This window comes from Krasilnikovia cinnamomea, from assembly GCF_004217545.1.
Taxonomy (GTDB): domain Bacteria; phylum Actinomycetota; class Actinomycetes; order Mycobacteriales; family Micromonosporaceae; genus Actinoplanes; species Actinoplanes cinnamomeus.
Map to the genome: position 1 here is coordinate 2211737 of NZ_SHKY01000001.1, position 17544 is coordinate 2229280.

Annotated in this window: 14 protein-coding genes and 1 pseudogene; 10 read left to right on the forward strand and 5 right to left on the reverse strand. The window is 71.2% G+C overall.

Annotated elements, in window-relative coordinates:
• Window positions 1-64: 64 nt before the first annotated feature.
• From EV385_RS09870 to EV385_RS09880, 3 genes are all read left to right on the forward strand, one after another.
• Window positions 65-823 (forward strand): sigma-70 family RNA polymerase sigma factor, encoded by a 759-nt coding sequence (locus tag EV385_RS09870; RefSeq protein ID WP_130509200.1) that lies wholly within the window; start codon window positions 65-67, stop codon window positions 821-823.
• A gap of 63 nt (window positions 824-886) precedes the next feature.
• A complete protein-coding gene (locus EV385_RS09875; RefSeq protein WP_242624804.1) occupies window positions 887-1417 on the forward strand; it encodes a GtrA family protein in 531 nt (176 codons plus the stop codon).
• A gap of 62 nt (window positions 1418-1479) precedes the next feature.
• Window positions 1480-2076: a GtrA family protein gene (locus EV385_RS09880; RefSeq protein ID WP_130509201.1), complete on the forward strand. Its 597-nt coding sequence runs from the start codon at window positions 1480-1482 to the stop codon at window positions 2074-2076.
• Window positions 2077-2118: 42 nt separating this feature from the next.
• On the opposite strand, the gene EV385_RS09885 is transcribed toward EV385_RS09880, so the two are convergent.
• Genes EV385_RS09885 through EV385_RS09895 form a run of 3 tightly spaced genes read right to left on the reverse strand, consistent with a single transcriptional unit; the run spans window position 2119 to window position 5660 of the window.
• Window positions 2119-2712, reverse strand: coding sequence for a PH domain-containing protein (locus EV385_RS09885; protein ID WP_130509202.1), 594 nt, complete (start codon window positions 2710-2712; stop codon window positions 2119-2121).
• A 5-nt stretch (window positions 2713-2717) separates the two neighbouring features.
• Window positions 2718-3584 (reverse strand): biotin--[acetyl-CoA-carboxylase] ligase, encoded by an 867-nt coding sequence (locus EV385_RS09890; RefSeq protein ID WP_130509203.1) that lies wholly within the window; start codon window positions 3582-3584, stop codon window positions 2718-2720.
• Between the two features lie 27 nt (window positions 3585-3611).
• Window positions 3612-5660 (reverse strand): hypothetical protein, encoded by a 2049-nt coding sequence (locus tag EV385_RS09895; RefSeq protein ID WP_130509204.1) that lies wholly within the window; start codon window positions 5658-5660, stop codon window positions 3612-3614.
• Window positions 5661-5794: 134 nt separating this feature from the next.
• Here EV385_RS09895 and EV385_RS09900 point away from each other — a divergent pair, with 134 nt between their 5' ends.
• Window positions 5795-7381 (forward strand): acyl-CoA carboxylase subunit beta, encoded by a 1587-nt coding sequence (locus EV385_RS09900; protein WP_130509205.1) that lies wholly within the window; start codon window positions 5795-5797, stop codon window positions 7379-7381.
• A gap of 71 nt (window positions 7382-7452) precedes the next feature.
• Here EV385_RS09900 and EV385_RS09905 read toward each other — a convergent pair whose 3' ends face one another.
• A complete protein-coding gene (locus tag EV385_RS09905; RefSeq protein WP_130509206.1) occupies window positions 7453-8196 on the reverse strand; it encodes a M50 family metallopeptidase in 744 nt (247 codons plus the stop codon).
• 2892 nt (window positions 8197-11088) lie between these two features.
• Window positions 11089-12186, reverse strand: a pseudogene (locus tag EV385_RS09910) (serine/threonine-protein kinase); the annotation flags it as partial.
• A gap of 101 nt (window positions 12187-12287) precedes the next feature.
• Between EV385_RS09910 and EV385_RS09915 the strand changes: the two are divergent.
• The 6 genes from EV385_RS09915 (at window position 12288) to EV385_RS09940 (ending at window position 17347) form a co-directional block, all read left to right on the forward strand.
• Complete coding sequence (locus tag EV385_RS09915; protein ID WP_130509207.1) at window positions 12288-12485, forward strand: acyl-CoA carboxylase subunit epsilon; 198 nt, start codon at window positions 12288-12290, stop codon at window positions 12483-12485.
• Window positions 12486-12614: 129 nt separating this feature from the next.
• Window positions 12615-13028 (forward strand): hypothetical protein, encoded by a 414-nt coding sequence (locus EV385_RS09920; protein WP_130509208.1) that lies wholly within the window; start codon window positions 12615-12617, stop codon window positions 13026-13028.
• Complete coding sequence (locus EV385_RS09925; protein ID WP_130509209.1) at window positions 13028-14506, forward strand: hypothetical protein; 1479 nt, start codon at window positions 13028-13030, stop codon at window positions 14504-14506. The genes EV385_RS09920 and EV385_RS09925 overlap by 1 nt, the downstream gene beginning before the upstream one ends.
• Window positions 14507-14535: 29 nt before the next feature.
• Window positions 14536-15618, forward strand: a complete 1083-nt coding sequence (mycP, locus tag EV385_RS09930; RefSeq protein WP_130513197.1) for a type VII secretion-associated serine protease mycosin — start codon at window positions 14536-14538, stop codon at window positions 15616-15618.
• 354 nt (window positions 15619-15972) lie between these two features.
• A complete protein-coding gene (locus EV385_RS09935; protein WP_130509210.1) occupies window positions 15973-16587 on the forward strand; it encodes a Maf family protein in 615 nt (204 codons plus the stop codon).
• A gap of 103 nt (window positions 16588-16690) precedes the next feature.
• The gene (locus EV385_RS09940; protein ID WP_130509211.1) at window positions 16691-17347 is read left to right on the forward strand and encodes an O-methyltransferase; all 657 of its coding nucleotides are present in this window, start codon (window positions 16691-16693) and stop codon (window positions 17345-17347) included.
• Window positions 17348-17544 lie beyond the last annotated feature (197 nt).

Consider the following 17544-nt stretch of genomic DNA (forward strand, 5'->3'; position numbering starts at 1 on the left):
CGACCAAGCTGCCTAAACTTGGACGTAACCGGGCTTTCCTCCCCATCGTCGTCAGGAGGCAGGAATGGCGATGCCGGGCAGCGACACGGACACCGACCTGCTCGCGGCCGTACGCGCCGGAAACGCGGACGCCTACGGCACGCTCTACCAGCGGCACTCCGCGGCAACCAAGCAGCTCGCGCACACCCTCGCCCCCAACCCCGCCGACGCGGACGACCTGGTCGCCGAGACCTTCACCAACGTGTTCGCCGCGCTGCGGGCCGGGCGCGGACCGCTCGTCGCGTTCCGGGCGTACCTGCACACCACCCTGCGGCACGTCTGCTACCACCGGGCCCGCCGGGACCGGCGGCTGGAGTTCACCGACGACCTCACCCGCTACGACCCGGGGGAACCGTTCCTCGACCCGGCACTGGACCGGCTGGAGCGCACCTTCGCCGCCCGCGCGTTCAGTCAACTGCCCGCCCGCTGGCGCGACGTGCTCTGGCACACCGAGGTGGAAGGGGCCAGCCCGGCCGAGGTCGCCCCCCTGCTGGGGCTCACCCCGAACGCGGTCGCCGTGCTCGCGCACCGCGCCCGGGAAGGTCTGCGCCAGCGCTACCTGCAGCAGCATGTGGCCATCGCCGAGCAGCCCGAATGCCGGTGGACGGGCGACCGGCTCGGCGGGCACGTCCGCGGCCGGCTGGCCACCCGCGACACCGCCCGGCTCCGCGCCCACCTGCGCTGGTGCGGTGGCTGCCGGGGCCGCCTCGCCGAAATCGCCGATTTGGACGTGATTCGTCACCGTCCGTACCGGCAGCGTCACCATGCCGAGCCCGCCGGTTAAGAGTCGCTCACGGGTCGCTCACGGGGACGTCGCCGGGTGACAGGCGCCGGTAGTCTCGATCCCGTGCCAGAGACTCCGCCGCCGCAGACGTCCAGCCTGCGCGCCAGGCTGAGCGCGCTGGTGCGGGAGGTCGGCAAGTTCGGCGTCGTCGGCACCGTCGCGTTCGCGGTCGACCTGGCCATCTTCAACGTGCTGCTCCAGCTCGACGTGGAGACCCTGCTGGCCAAGACCGGCTCCACGGTCGTCGCCACCACCGTCGCCTTCACCGGCAACCGCTTCTGGACGTGGCGGCACCGCGAGCACCACAACATGGCCCGGCAGTACGCCACCTTCTTCTTCCTCAACGCGGCCGGACTCGGCATCGGCCTCGCCTGCCTGACCATCAGCCACTACGGGCTCGGCCAGTTCTGGCCCGCGCTGCAGAGCCCGCTCGCGGACAACGTGTCCGGCCTGCTCGTGGGCGGCGTACTGGGCACCCTGTTCCGCTTCTGGTCGTACCGCCGCTTCGTGTTCCGCGCCGCCGACGCCGCGGAGCCCGTCTCACCCGCACCGGACACCACGGACCCCGGGCTAGCGCCCCTTCCGCACATGTGACGGCGCCGTCACCGCCCCCGGCCCACCGTGGTACCCACCCACCCTCCCGTAAGGTTGTCCAGATGCCCCCAGCCCGCTCGCTGACGGAACGGCTGCGCCGTCTCGTCCCCGAGGCGTTCGCCTTCGGCGTTATCGGCGCCGCGAACACCGTGCTCTACATGGCCATCTTCTACGTGACCATGCCGATCGGCGCGGTGAAGGCGACCGTGATCGCCACGGTCATCACGACGACGCTGGCCTACCTGGCGAACCGCTACTGGACCTACCGGCACCACGCCCGCAGCGCGCTGCGCCGCGAGTACACCCTGTTCTTCGGCTTCAACCTCATCGGGATGCTCATCCAGTCCGGCGCGGTGACCATCGCCAAGTACGGCGTGGGCCTCAACGAGTCCGACCACAAGCTCGCCATCATGGGGGTCACCCTCTTCGCGACCGGGATCGCCACCATCTTCCGGTTCTGGGCGTACCGGACCTTCGTGTTCCTCAAGCCGCCGGTCGACGGCCACGAGGACGCCATCACCGAACTGGACCCGGCCGCCGGCCTCGCCGAGTTCAGCGCCGAACACCACCCCGGCAGCGCCGCGCAGCTCGCCGAGCTGGAACGCGAGATCGAGCTGGCCGAGCTGGACGCCGAGCGCCCCGCCCGCTCCGGCAGCTGACCCCGCCGCAGCTCAACCCCGCGCAGCTCAACCCCGCGCAGCTCAACCCCGCAGCGCGCGCCGCCCGCGGCGGTCCCTCGCCCGGGGGACCGGCACCTCGTCGTCGTCCCCCGGCTCGTCGTCGTCCGCAAGCTCGTCGTCGGCGGGGCGCAGCCGGTCGTGCTCGATCAGCTCGTACAGGGTGGTCTGCACCTCGTGCACGTGCGGCACGGACGCCAGCACCGCGACGCGGTCGCCGATGGAATCGACGGTCAGCGTGCCGCAACCGAGCAGCCGGTCGAGCACCGACTGGGTCATCGCGTGGTCGTTGACCCGGGCCAGCGGCAGATCCCGCCGCTCCCGCGCCAGCACCCCGTCCTGCAGCAGGATCCGCTCGTCCGTGATCACGTAGTGGGTGCAGCGCCACACGAGCAGCGGCCAGACGCCCCGGCGCACCGCGACCCCGAGACAGATCACCGCGACCACCCAGACGCCGATCCGGCCGCCCAGGTCCGTCGGCAGCATCACCCACGCCACGATCATCGCCGCGAGCGTGACCAGCAGCACCAGGCCGGGCAGGACCGCCGCCCGGGCATGCGGGCGCAGGTGGAGGACTACGTCCTCGGAATCGGTGAGCACATCGTCCGGGAAACGCACGCCGGTCAGCGTACGTGCACCACGTCACCCGCGGAGACGCGCCGCTCGCCGTCAGCCGTCCGGATCACCAACTGACCGTCCGGGTCCACCGTGGTCGCCGTTCCGGTGACCTCGTCGCCGCCCGGCAGCAGCACCCGTACCGCGCGTCCGAGGGTCGCGCACCCGTCCCGGTAGGCGGCCAGCAGCCCACACATCTCCGCGTCGCCGCCGGTGTCGCGCCAGCCCGCGTACCACTGGGCCAGGCCGCGCAGCAGCGACCGCAACAGCGGGTCCCGGTCGGTCATCTCCGCACCCGCCGCCCGCAACGACGTGGCCGGCAGGCCGGTCGGCACGCGCGGCAGTTCCTCCGGACGGGTCGTGACGTTGAGGCCGATGCCGAGCACCACCGCGTCGTCCACGGCCTCCGCGAGGATGCCGGCGCACTTCGCCTCACCGTCCGCGGTCCGGATCAGCAGGTCGTTCGGCCACTTCACGGCCGCGTCCAGGCTGGTCAGCTTCTCGACGGTGGCGCGCAGGGCCGCACCGGCCAGCAACGGCAACCAGCCGTACGCCCGGGCCGGGACGGCGGGCCAGCCGCGCGCGGGCACCGGCCGGCCGGGACGCAACAGCACGCTGACGGTCAGCCCCGCCCGGGGCGGCGACACCCAGTCCCGGCCGCGCCGCCCCCGGCCCGCCAGCTGCCGCTCGGCCACCACGATCAGGCCCTCGGGCTCCCCCGCGCGCGCGGCGTCGGCCACGTCGGCGTTCGTCGAGTCGGTTTCGGTACGCAGGTCCAGCCGCTGCCACAGGCCGCCCGGGGTCAACAGCCCACGCTCGAGGGAGCGGAAAACCAGCGGAGGGCGCTCCAGGTCCGCGTACGGCGAGGACGGCATCCGCTCACCCTAGCCGCGCGGCCGGGCTCAGCCCGGGTCGGCCGCGTGTCTGCTGACGTAGACCGTGCTGCGGGCGTCCGCCCCGCCCGGGCGGGGCCGGGGGCGGGGACGTGGCCGCGCGCGGAGATCCCGGTCGTCGCCGGGCAGGGCCACGGCTTCCGGCCCGATCCCCTGCGCCGGGGCGTACCCCGAGGGCCGACCGATGCCGGGCGTACGCCCGAACCCCCGCGCCGGGCCGAGACCCTGCACCGGCGCCACACCCAGACCCGACGGTGCGCCGAAGTCCCGGGGCCGCCCGAACCCGGGCGCCGGAACCGATGCGGAGCCCGGCATCCGGACGGAGCCCCGAGGCGGCCCCGTACGGCGCGCCGACCCACCCGGGCCGAAACGCGGCTCGCGTTCCGGCGCCCCGAACCGGTCAACCACCGGATCGCCCACCGGACCCGGCGAACGGCGCTGCGGACCGGCCGGGGGCCAGCCGTACGGCTCGGGCACCTCGTCCACACCGGAGTCGCCCCAGACCGTGTCGTCGCGCGCGGAACCCCAGAGGATCCCCGAGCCACTGTCGCGCGCCGGGGCGAACCGCGGCTGCTCGGTGCCGGCCGGTGGCCAGGTCGGCACGACAGTCGTCAGGTCGGACACCGGCGGCAGGTCGAACCCGGTCACCGGCTCGTACGGCGGGGCGGCGGGCAGCCGCTCGACCGGCACCGGCCACCCGTACCCGCTGGCGGAGGGCTCCACGTACGGGCCGTCCGGGGCCGGAGTCCAGTACGCCCCGGCGGTGTCGACCTCGGGCAGCTCCCGGTATTCGGGGCGCACCCAGCCCTCCACCCGGTCGCCGTAGCGCTGGTCGGAGCGGTCCGCGGGCCACCCGCGCGGCGCCGGCGCGGCGGCCCGGTACGGCGAGCGCGATTCCGGATCCTGAGCCGTACCGGCCCGATCGAACTCACCCCGGCCGAGTCCCACCCCCGCGCCGGACGGTGCTCCCCCTCCGGCCGCATCGTCGTCCAACAGCGTCGCGGCAAGCCCGCCGACGCCGCCCATGGCTCCGGAACCACCGGTGCCGTCCGCGTCCGGCGTGGAGCCGGCGAATCCCGGATCGGCCGGTTCGTCAGCGCCCGGGCCGGTGCTGGAGAAGTCCATCGGCACGCGCGGATCGTCCCGGTCGCCGAATCCGGACGGGTCGTCCGGGCGCGGCTCGCTGACACCGTCGTACGGATCCGTCCGTCCGTGGTCCGGGTCGCCCGGATCCAGCGCCTCGAACGGGTCGTCGCCGTCGCGCTCCGGTGCTCCGTCGTCGGCCAGGCCGAGGGAGGCCAGCACGTACTGGGAGTCCTCGTCCTCGTCGCGGCGGCGGCGCCGCTCCGCCGCCCCGGTGCTGCCCCGCCGCCGCCGGAAACGCCGCGAGCCGGGCTCGTCCACGATGTCATCGGCGAGGTCCGCGTCGGCCGCCACAGCGGATGCGGGCTCGGCCGCGCCCGCGACGACCGGCACGGAACGCACCACGGCACCGGCGTCGGGGTCCGGATCGAGCCACATGGTCCGGCGTTCGCCGCCCCGCGCGCCACGACGCTCCTTCGCCGGGTGTCCCGGCTCGGCGCCGTCGGCGTACCCGGCGGCCGCGGTGTCGATGCGGGCCGAGCCGTCGGCCCGGGCCCGGGTGCGGGTCGCCGCCGGGACGCGCCCCCGGGAGCGGCGCGCGGGGGCGCCGATCGCCGGGGCCGCCTCGTCCGCGGACCGGGGGCGCTGGCCGCCGCCACGGACCGGCCGGCCGGGATGCCCGCCCGGCGCGTCCCACCCGCCACGCCCGTCCCCGTGCGGCTCGGCGGCCCAGGGGTCGTCCGGCGAGGCGGACGGAAGCTCGGCCGCCCAGGGGCCGTCCGGCGAGGCGGGGGGCAGTTGCGCGGCCCAGGGACCGTCCACCGGGGCGGCGGGCAGTTGCGCCCGACGGTTCGCCGCGGCCGTGCGGGCCTGCCGCCGTTTCCGGCCGCCGAACACTACGGCCCGGAACGCGACCAGCAGGACCAGCCCCACGCAGATCAGGGCGATGCCGGTAACGGTCATCCAGTTCGTCACGGGGGAAGTAACGAATGGGGTATTGAGTGCGAAACGCACCCGTAGCGACGCCCCGCGTGTGGCTGACTACGATCACGGCGAGCGGCAACCCACGGCGACGACGGCGTGGCGGAGAGAGCGCGAGGACGGTACCCGTGACCACCCAGCAGGACGCGACCAGGACCGACATCCACACCACCGCAGGCAAGCTGGCCGACCTGGACCGCCGGGTCGAGGAGGCGGTGCACGCCGGCTCCGCGCGGGCCGTGGAGAAGCAGCACGCCCGCGGCAAGAAGACCGCCCGCGAACGGATCGCGATGCTGCTCGACGAGGGCTCCTTCGTGGAACTCGACGAACTCGCCCGGCACCGCTCGACCAACTTCGGCCTGGACTCCAACCGCCCGTACGGCGATGGCGTGGTCACCGGCTACGGCACTGTCGACGGCCGCCAGGTGTGCGTGTTCTCCCAGGACTTCACGGTCTTCGGCGGGTCGCTGGGCGAGGTCTTCGGCGAGAAGATCGTCAAGGTGCTGGACCTCGCCATGAAGATCGGCTGCCCGATCATCGGCATCAACGACTCCGGCGGCGCCCGCATCCAGGAGGGCGTCGTCGCCCTCGGCCTGTACGCCGACATCTTCTTCCGCAACGTCCGGGCCAGCGGCGTCATCCCGCAGATCTCCCTGATCATGGGCCCGTGCGCGGGCGGCGCGGTGTACTCCCCCGCGATCACCGACTTCACCGTGATGGTCGACCAGACCTCCCACATGTTCATCACCGGACCGGACGTCATCCGCACGGTCACCGGCGAGGACGTCGGCATGGAGGAACTCGGCGGCGCCCGCACCCACAACACCCGCAGCGGCAACGCCCACTACCTCGCCAGCGACGAGGACGACGCGATCGACTACGTGCGCGCGCTCCTGTCGTACCTGCCTAGCAACAACCTGGACGAACCGACCACCTTCGACGATCCCGCGGACCTGGAGCCCAACGAAGCCGATCTGGCCCTGGACACCCTCATCCCGGACTCGGCGAACCAGCCGTATGACATCCGCAAGGTCGTCGAGGCCGTCGTCGACGACTTCCTCGAGGTCCAGCCGCTGTACGCGCAGAACATCGTGGTCGGCTTCGGCCGCGTCGAGGGCCGCCCCGTCGGCGTCGTCGCGAACCAGCCCATGCACTTCGCGGGCACCCTCGACATCGCGGCCTCCGAGAAGGCGGCCCGGTTCGTGCGGACCTGCGACGCCTTCAACATCCCGGTGCTCACGTTCGTGGACGTTCCCGGCTTCCTGCCCGGCACCGGCCAGGAGTGGGAGGGCATCATCCGGCGCGGGGCCAAGCTCATTTATGCGTACGCGGAGGCCACCGTCGGCAAGGTCACCGTCATCACCCGCAAGGCGTACGGCGGTGCGTACGACGTCATGGGTTCCAAGCACCTGGGCGCCGACATGAACTTCGCGTGGCCCACCGCGCAGATCGCGGTCATGGGCGCGCAGGGCGCGGTGAACATCCTCTACCGCAGCGAGCTGGCCGCGGCCGAGGACCCGGTGGCGACGCGGGCACAGCTGATCGAGGAGTACGAGGACACGCTGGCCAACCCGTACATCGCGGCGGAACGCGGCTACGTGGACGCGGTGATCTCCCCGTCGCAGACCAGGGCGCAGGTGACCCGGGCGCTGCGGATGCTGCGCAGCAAGCGGGAGACGCTGCCCCCGAAGAAGCACGGCAACATCCCGCTGTAGGGGTCATTGCGGGCCCGCTTCTTGGGCCTGCTCACCGTCGTGCCCGTGTCAGGGCGTTCGGGGCGCCCGTGTCAGGGCGTCGGGGCGCCCAGGTCCGGCAGCCACTGGCCCGCCAGCAGGAACGCGCCAGCCACCAGCACCACGAGGTTGACCAGCCCGAACGTACCCACCCAGAACAGTGCTGGCAGGTGGGTGAGGTGCGCGAGCTGGTCCGCGTCGGACTCCGGCATCCGGCCCCGGCTCCGCAGCTTCTGCAGCTCCCCGACCGGCCGCAGCCCACCGATCAGCAGGAACCACACCCCGGTGTACGCGAACGCGGCCTGCACCTGCGGGGTCGCGTACCAGGAGACCACGACGACGATCGCGCCCGTGACCAGCAGCGACACCGCGCCGAAGGCGTTGCGGATGTTGATCAGCGTGAGCAGCAGCAGGACGACCGCCAGCCACAACAGCAGGGTGATGCGGTTACCGCCGAGCAGCCAGGCGCCCAGCAGCCCGACCAGCGACGGCGCGAGGTAGCCCGCCAACAGCGTCAGGATCATCCCCGGGCCGGTCGGCCGCCCCGCCGACAGGGTCAACCCGGAAGTGTCGAACTCCAGCCGGATGCCCCGCAGCTTGCGCCCGGTGAGCAGCGCCGCCAGGGCGTGCCCGCCCTCGTGCGCGATGGTGACCGCGTTGCGCGCGATCCGCCACAGCGGCCGTACCGCCACCACCACGAACGCCAGCAGCACGGTGACCAGCACCAGCAGCGCAGGCGGGTCGGGCTGGGCGCCGAACAGCTTGTCCCACAGGTCTGTCAGTCCATCGGTCGACACAGCCCGGCAGCGTAGTCGATCAGCGCCCCCAAGCCCGGCCGCTCACGACGCCGGTTTGAACCCCTTGAGCATGATCTGCATCTCCTGGCTGGCCGAACCCCAGTCCTCGGGCACCGCGTACATGCCGATGCTGTACGCCTGGTCCGGGCTGGACAGGAAGTTGCGCTTCCACACGTGCTGCCGGTTGTTGCTGCTGGTGGTGTAGAAGAACTCCCAGTCGGCGGCCTTGTAGAAGTACTTCACGGCCTCCAGCCGGACCGGATCGTAGTCGCGGTACTTCGAGTTGCGCCGGGCCTGCTCCTGCTCCTTCGAGTCGGCCAGCGGGTCCGGCTGCGGCTGGTCCGTCTGATCGATGATCAGGAGACGGTTGTCCCACCGTACGTGCAGCTCGCGGCCCGGATGCGAGATGTCGGCGTCCCCCGGCAGCGGGATGGAGAAGCCCGACCTGTCCCGGTAGACGCGCCAGCCCGCGGGCAGGGCGGCATTGGTCTGCGGCGCACTGGTCTGCGGCGCGCTCGGCTTCGTCGCCGGAGGTTGGGGCGCCGAAGCCGCCGGCTGGCTCGGTGTCGGCGCCGGAACCGCCGGTGCCGAGGCGGCCGCGCTCGGGGTGTTGCCGGCCTTGTGCGCGTCGCCGGTGGCCTTGTTGGCGTCGCCTCCGCCGGCGGCCATCCGCACGATCAGCACCAGGACCAGGACCAGCGCGAGCAGGATCGCGACGCCGATGGCCGTCTGCCGCCGGGTCAGCGTCGTCCCGAACACGGTGACGCCCCTGCGGCCGGACGACGGGTCCCGCACCGGCATCGGCTGCCACGCGGGCCGGCCGGAACCGGCCGAGGCACCACCGAACGACCGTCCAGCTCCCGACCCGCCCTGGGCGAGCAGCTTCGTGGCGTCCACGCCCGCAGCTGTCGTCCTGCCGCGCCGGCCGATGCCGGTGCGACCGGCGCTGCCCGGATGGTCCGTGGCGGGCCGAGCCAGCGGCACGCCCACCGTGGATGGAGCCGGGGCAACCTTCGTGGTCAAGTCCCTGTCGGCGCCCGCGCTCGCCGCCGCCGCAGGACCGGCGGACTGGCTCGCCTCGGTGAGGTCACCGGACTCCGGGCCCGTCTGGGCGGGAGCTTCGCCCACCGGCGCGCCGGTTCCGGCAGCCCTGGCGCCTCGGTCCGGCGCGGCCGCTGTGCTGACGGCGTCGCCCGCTTCGGCTGCTCCAGCGGCTGGCGCCTGCCCGGTCGGGGCCGTGGAGGGCTTCGTCTCGGCCGCGTTCCGGTTCTTGCCCGATGCCGTCGCCGGAGTGGGCGTCGTACTGGTGGCGTTCGTGGTCGGGGTGCTCCCCGCCGCAGCGGTGGCCGACGACTTCTGAGCGCCGTCACGTGCTGCCGTCGCGGGCGCGGCGGCTTCCGTTCCTCCCCCTTCGACCGTGGATCCCGGCGTGGGGTCGCTGGTCGCGGACGCCTTCGCGGTACCCGGCGACGGGGTGCCGGCCGGTGAGGTGGACGCCGTACCTGTCTTCGCCGTTGCGGTGTTACGGCCTCGCGCCTTCTTGCGTGAGGCCTTGCTGCTCGATCCGGCACCCGCCCGGACGCCGACCGTGGGCTTGGCGCCGGTCTTGGGCTTCGTGGCCGATGGGCGGGGATCCGCAGCGGGCTGTGCCGGGGCGGACTCGTCCGCCGACGGTGCCGTTTGCCCCTCGTCACCTTCGGGCTTGGTGGGGCCGTCGACGGCGATGAGTTCGGTCTTGCCACCGGCGACGTTCGTGTTCCCGCTGGCGGCTTGGGGATTCTCTGCGGCCTGGGAGCGCCGGGACGCGGGGGCCGCGCTTCCGGCAGCGTTCGTACCTCCGGGGGAGTCTGGCTTGCTCTGGGCCTGGGCTTTCGCGGTCTGAGTCTTCGCGGCCTGGGTTTCGGCCTTCGCGGGCTGAGTTTCGGCCTTCGCGGCCTGGGTCTTCGCGGGCTGAGTTTCGGCCTTCGCGGCCTGGGCTTCGGCCTTCGCGGGCTGGGCTTTCACGGCCTGGGCTTTCGCGGGCTGGGTTCCGGCGGTCGCGGGGTGGGTTCCGGCGGTCGCGGGGTGGGTTCCGGCGGTCGCGGGGTGGGTTCCGGCGGTCGCGGGGTGGGTTCCGGCGGTCGCGGCCTTCGCCGTCTGGGCCTCGGCGGTCGCTTCGATCGCGTCGGCGGCCTCGGTGTCGGTCGCATCGGCCGCGTCGGAGTGCACCTCCGGTTGATGGGTGGACGCCTCGGTCTGTCCCTCGTGCTCGGGCTGCGCGACCTCGGCGGATGCCCCGGCATCGCCCTGCGGCGCGGCCGTCTCTGACTCCTGGCCAGGCTCCGCCCGGTCCGCTGGCGGCGATGGCTCGATGTCGCCAACGGGCTCGATTTCGCCAACAGGTCGGGGTGGAGTGGGTACCGCCGTCTCGCCGCCGGCCGACCGGGGCGGGGCGGGGGGTGCCGCCGTCTCGCCGCCGCCCGGCCGGGGCGCAGCCGGCACTGCTGTCTCGGCGCCACTTGGCCTGGGCGCGGCAGGCACCGCGGTCTCGCCGCCTGGGCGCGGTGGCGCAGGCATTTCGATGCGGGCTGCGGCCCGGCGACGGTGGGCCGCGATCTGGTCTGCCGTCAACGCTGCGCCGGAACGGGACCCGCGAATGGTCTCGTCGGCGGCGGGACCCGTTCCGGGCGGCGCGCTGCCCGCGGGTGGGGGCGGTGGCGTTGCCGTACCGGATGATGTCCGGCCCGGACGCCCGCCGTCGCGGACCGGCGGGGTGTCCACCCGGGTGGCGTCGAGGCGGGGCCCGGCCGCCTTGGGCTGGTCGATGCGGGTGGGCGTGTCGGGCATCTGCCGACGCCCGACCGTGGCCTTGCCCGGCGTGAAGACCGGGCGCCCGTCAGCGGCCGGCGTGACCGGAGCACGACCCGGTGTCACAGGCGGACGGCCTGGTGACGCCGGTGGCAGCGCCGGGGAAACCGGGGGCTGGCCGGGCGAAGCCGGGGGGCGCGCCGGTGACATCGGTGGGCGGGCCGGGGATACCGGCGGGCGCGGACCCGGTACGACCGGCGCCGAGCCCGTCGCCGTGAAGCCGGTGCCCGGCACGACCGGCGGGCCGAACGACGGCGCGGAGCGGTCCCGGCCGGCCCCGGGCCGCCGCATCGTCGGACTCATCGGGAACGACAGCTTCGACCGGCGTCCCGTGGCGCGCAGGAGCAGACGCTCCGCCTCGTCGGCGTTGATCCGGTGGCTCGGATCCTTGCGCAACAGGCCGTTGAGGACCGGCTTGAGCGGGCCCGCGTTGCGGGCGGGCGGCGGATTCTCCGTGGCCAGTGCCGCCAGGGTGGCGATCGCCGACGACCGCGCGAACGGGGACTGACCCTCGACCGCAGCGTACAGCGTCGCGCCGAGCGACCACAGGTCCGCGGCAGGCCCGGCCGTGCCGTCCCGTGCGCGCTCCGGCGCGATGTACGCGGGCGAGCCCAGCACCAAGCCCGTCCGGGTGACATTCGGGTCGCCGGGAACCGTGGCCAGGCCGAAGTCCGTCAGCACGACACGGCCGTCCTCGCCGAGCAGCACGTTGCCCGGCTTGACGTCACGGTGCACCACGCCCGCCCGGTGGGCCGCACGCAACGCATTGAGCATGCCGAGACCCATCTCGGCCGCGCGCACCGCCGGGAACGGGCCGTCGCTGGCGAGAATGTCCTGCAAGGAGCGCGACGGCACGTACTCCATGACGATCCACGGATCGGCATCCGTACGCAGCACGTCGAAGACGCGAACCACGTTGATGTTGTTGAGCCGGGCGATCGCGCGGGCCTCGCGCAGCGACCGTTCCCGCATCTCCCGCCGCTCGTCGACCGTCAGGCCGGGAGGCGGGACGAGCTCCTTGATGGCCACGTCACGGTGCAGCACGACATCGACCGCACGCCAGACACGACCCATCCCGCCCTGACCGAGTGGCGCAACGAGGCGATAACGGTCAGCGACTACGAGCGGGGGAGAAGAAGACATCACGCAGAAAATACCCGGTGCTGTCGAGCCGCAGCTAATTGATCAGCAGTCCGTGGGACGTGTGTCACCGTCCGCCCACACCGGCGTCGTAAGCTGCGTCGATGGACCCTGAAACCAAGTTCAGCGTCGTCCGTGGTACGCCGACCGCCGAGGAGGTCGCCGCGCTCGTCGGCGCCCTGGTCAGCCGGACGGCGACCTCGGGCGCCCCGACGCCCCCGCCGCGCATGAGTGCCTGGGTGCGCAGCGCCCGCCCGGCGGGCCGGCCCGGTTCATGGCGGGATTCCGGTTTGCCCCGATAGCACGGATCAGCAGCTCTCGCTGCGCTACGGTCACGCCGATCGTCCACTGCGTTTCGTCCGGCCCCCCACGACGTCGCGTCACCGACTACTCTTCCGAGAGATCTCGCACTCTCGGGGGAGGGCTGATTCATGATTCCTGAAGAGGACCGGCCGCCGGCATGGCTGGCCGACTACGGCGCCATCGAGGCCGACATCCAGGCGATGGAAGACTTTGCCACCGGGCTGGCCAAGGAGGTCGACTCCGGCTACGGCCCCCACCTCGACCTCGTCACCGCCTCGATGCTCACCCCGCTGCCGGGGGCCCCGAACTTCCCGGAACTCCAGGCGTTCCTCACGCACCACCACGAGGTGCAGAGCGTGACGTACTCCAACACCTACAACTTCCGCGACGGCACCGGCCAGTTCGCCGACGCAGCCAAGACCATCAGCCACGAGTATCGCGGTTCGGATGCCTTCTCCCGCGCCCGAGTCAACGACGTGGACAGGGCCTTTGACGCCGCCCAGCCCTCACCGGAGCTTGAGAACGGGACGGTGTTGCCCTGATGTTGATCGCTGACGGTGGCGGTGGATACGGCGGCACGGACTGGTTCGGGTACGACGTCAAGAAGATGTGGGAGGCGATCGCCGACCAGGACACCGAGCCGCACTACGAGGTGGTCCAGGGATGGCGGCGCACGTCCGAACTGACCAATGAGCATCTCAGTCGCGTCCGGCTGTACCGGGACAACCTCGCCGACGCATGGCCGCCGGAGAAGAGCCCGGCCTCGGCCGCGTACATCGCCCGGCTGGATGAGCTCATCGAGCACCTCACAGAGACCCACGCCGCAGCAGCAGCAAATTACACGACGTTCTCGTCCGTCGCCCTCGACCTCAGCGTGGCCCGCACCAAGATCGAGCCGCTGTACAAGGAGTACATGGCGAACCAGGCCAGCATCGCCAAGTGGCAGGCCGATCGGGATGCCGCAGCAGCCGCGCCAAAGCCATCCTCAAGCCCGACGCCCTCGCCGTCGCCCAGCCCGCAAGCGTCGCCAGTGCCGACTGCGCCGCCGGTCTCCGCTGAGCACCAGGAGCAACTGAACAATCAGGCACGAAGCATCATGTACGCGCTGAGCAACACCGTGATTAGCGCACAAGCACAGCTGCAGAAGCCAAAGCTGTACGACTTTGGCACGATGGCGAATCGCCAGGGTGACGACCATGGGGACGGCAACGGCTCTGGGCAGTCAGTGCCACCCTTGATTCCCGTCCCTGCACCTCCTGCGGTGCCTCCTCCGGACCACCTAGTCCAGCGTCCACATATGGCGACTACGTCGCCAGTAGCTTCGGGCCATCCCGGCGTATCTGCAATCAATCCAGGATCAGTAATCAATCCGGTTGGGGGTCCCACGTTGTCGGGTACCCAGCTCGTGGCAGCCCCACCCGTGAGTCCTCCGGTCACTCCGGGCCTAACGATCGGTGCAACAAATACAATTCCGCCTGGCACGCCTGGCCTCCCCGGGATTCTACCTCCCGCAGTAAATTCGCCCTTAGGCCTTGTCCCGCCCGGTGCTTCAACCGCGTCGATACCCGGCGGAGCGGCCATTCCCGGCGGTCCGCCCAGGCCTAGCCTTGGTGCGCAAGCTGGCCGATTCCCCACAATGCCGTCCGGTGGCGTGATCGGGTCAACGCCCGGCAGCGGCGTCATCGGACAGTTGCCTGGCACCGGGTCTGGCCAGACACGTGTGGGTGGAGGATCAAGCCGGGTCAATCCTATTGGAGGAGTCATCAATCCGCAGTCGAGCGCCGGAGCCCGATCGGTTTCGGGCGTTGGCGCTGCGGCCCGACTTGGCTCAGGCGGACAGCTCGGAGCCGCGTATGGCCAATCAAGAAGATCACGCAGCGACCATCCGGAGAATGCAAACACGGCTCCGTGGGACCCGGACAACCCATGGGCGACTGACGAAGGGGTTGATCCGGTGGTTTTGCCCCAGGAAGACCCAGGGCCTATTAACCCCGGTCCCGCTATCGGCATCAAAGGATGATTCGGCGAACATTTGCCGCCGCTGCGGCGATGGTAGCAAGTGCCAGCATCGCCACCATTGGCAGTCCGGCCCTCGCCGACAATACTCGCGACAAGCAATGGCACCTCCAGTACCTGAGAATTGCTGAGGCTCATCGAATCAGTACTGGGCGCGGTGTCACCGTCGCCGTAATCGATTCAGGCGTCAGCGATCATCGCGATTTGTCCGGCAGTGTCCTTTCGGGTAAGGACTTCACCAATGCGAGGGGATCTGGGCGGACCGACGTGGACGGCCACGGAACAGCCATGGCTGGGGACATCGCCGCCCATGGGAAGGATGGATCAGGGGCCCTTGGCATCGCACCTGAATCAAAGATTCTCCCGATTCGAGTTCTTACCACCGGCAGGTTTAGTCGCGGCCTAGGGCCAGCAATTTCATGGGCCATTGCCCATGGCGCAGACGTTATCAATATCTCGCTCGGTGGAGGCGCGACACCTGACTTGTTCTCTGCGCTAGCGGCTGCTGAAAAGGCAAACGTCGTGGTCGTTGCTTCGGCGGGGAACCGGCCGGAGTCCCACGGAATCACATCCCCGGCCTTCGTCCCTAGCGTTCTGGCAGTAGGGGCAGTGGATCGCGACGGAAAGCGGGCCCCAGTCTCGGCAACCGGCCCTGCGCTCGACCTAATGGCGCCCGGAACCGACATCATGAGCACAAGCACTAATAATCGGTACGCAACCGGGACCGGCACATCCGACTCGGCAGCAATCGTGTCTGGAGCGGTCGCGCTCATCCGCAGCAAGTACCCTGCCCTGAGCGCGCGGGAAGTTGTGGCACGCCTGGAATCAACCGCCGCCGACAAGGGAGCTCCCGGGGTAGATCCAGAGTACGGACACGGAGTCATCGATATCGTGGCGGCTCTTTCCACCGACGCGCCCACTCCAACGGACGAACCGAGCCCTAGCGCCCCGGTTGACAATACCCAGCAGGCCGGAGCCAGCACGTCGACAAATGTAACCGCATCGCCGGAAAACCAGCCGGCGCGCAGTACGGCACTCGTCGTCAGCTGCGCTGCTGCGCTCGCCGCACTCGGTGGGCTAGCGGCGTTTGTACTCGTCCGACGGCGCAGGCAGTAGATCGCCGCAGCGGCATCAGAGCCCTTCCAGCAATGTCCGAGACATTGGTCCCGCACGGCCGCCGCAGTGACAGGGTTGAGACGCCGAGAAGCAGTCGGACCGTCTGGGCTCACCTACTACAGCTAATGGTCGGAATACACTGACATCAATGTCAGCAGACTGACCCGACGGTCATACCAGCCGTCCCCGCTTTCTGACGAGCCTCTGAGGCATTACGCATTCGCAACTCATCGAAGCGTGTCGTCTTCTCTGTCTCTTTAGCCAGGTCAGCCCGGAAGGGTAGAGGGCGCGGGAAGGCTGTTGGGCATGCCGAGTGGCAGACGGCCCTGCCCCGCGTGCTTGTAGCGTTGCGGCGTGCAGACCGACACCTCGTACCGTCTCGTGCTCGCCTCCGCGAGTCCTGCCCGCCGCGCCCTGCTGAAGGCTGCCGGCATCGACGCTGACACGATCGTCAGCGGCGTCGACGAATCGACCGTCGAGGCGGACGACGCGCACACCCTCAGCCTGACCCTGGCCCGCCTGAAGGCACGTACGGTCGCCGCCCGCCTGCCGAGCGACCCCGGCACCCTGGTGTTGGGCTGCGACTCGGTACTCGCCTTCGACGGCCAGATCCTGGGCAAACCGGCGAACGCGAGCGAGGCGGTGCAGCGCTGGCGCGCCATGCGCGGGCGCTCCGGGATTCTGTACACCGGGCATCACCTGACCGACCTCGTGGAAGGCAAGCAAGGCGAGGAGGTCGGCACGACGATAGTGCACTTCGCGGACATCTCGGACGCCGAGATCGACGCGTACGTGACGACCGAAGAACCGCTGCACGTGGCCGGATCGTTCACGATCGACGGGCGTGGCGGCGCGTTCGTGGACCGGATCGAGGGCGACGCGAGCAACGTGATCGGACTGTCCCTACCGCTGCTGCGCCGCCTGCTGGCGGGTTTCGGCGTCTCCATCACCCGGCTGTGGCGGGACTGACGACCGTCGCTGCCCGAGCCCACCGGCAGCGCAGCCCCGTCTGAGCGCATCCCTTATCCACAGGGCGCTCCCGCACTTCCCCGAACGGCCTAGGGTCGTAGGCATGACGTTCAAACCGCTGCCGCTCACCGCCGAACTGCACGCCTACCTGCTCGACCACAGCACCGCGCCGGACGAGGTCACCGCCGAGCTCATCGCCGAGACCCGGGCTGCGCTCCCCGACAACGCGGGCATGCAGGTGGCGCCCGAGCAGGCGGCCTTCATCCGGATGCTGACGACGGTGACGGGGGTGCGCCGCGCGGTGGAGGTGGGCACGTTCACGGGCCTGTCCTCGCTGTCGATCGCGCGCGGGCTCGCCGACGGTGGGCAGCTGGTCTGCTTCGACATCTCTGAGGAGTTCACGAGTGTGGCGCGTCGCTACTGGCAGCGCGCCGGGGTCGACGACCGGATCGAATTGCGCATCGGGCCGGCGGCTGAGCGGCTGAGCGAGCTGCCGGCCGAGCCGCACCTGGATCTGGTGTTCATCGACGCGGACAAGGAGAGCTACCAGACGTATTGGGATGAGCTGGTGCCGCGGGTGCGTCCCGGCGGCGTCCTTCTTGTCGACAACACCTTGTGGTCGGGCCGAGTGCTCGATCCACAAAGCACCAGCGACCGGGCGATCACCGCGTTCAACGACATGGTGATCGCGGACAAGCGGGTGGAGGCGGTGATCCTGCCGATCGCCGACGGCCTGACGATGGCACGCCGCCTGCCCTGAGCATCCGGCCCGCACCGCAGACCCGACGCGGCAGCGCTACCCCGCTAGGCACGGCGGCGCGCAGGTGTGCGGCGGCCCTCGACCGAAAGGCCACGGGCCGCCGCAACAGAGTCCAGCACCTCAAGCGGAGTCCACAAGCGCTGCTGCCGAGTCCAGCAGATAGTTCCTGCAGTTCCTGCGGAATGCGGCAGGAATCG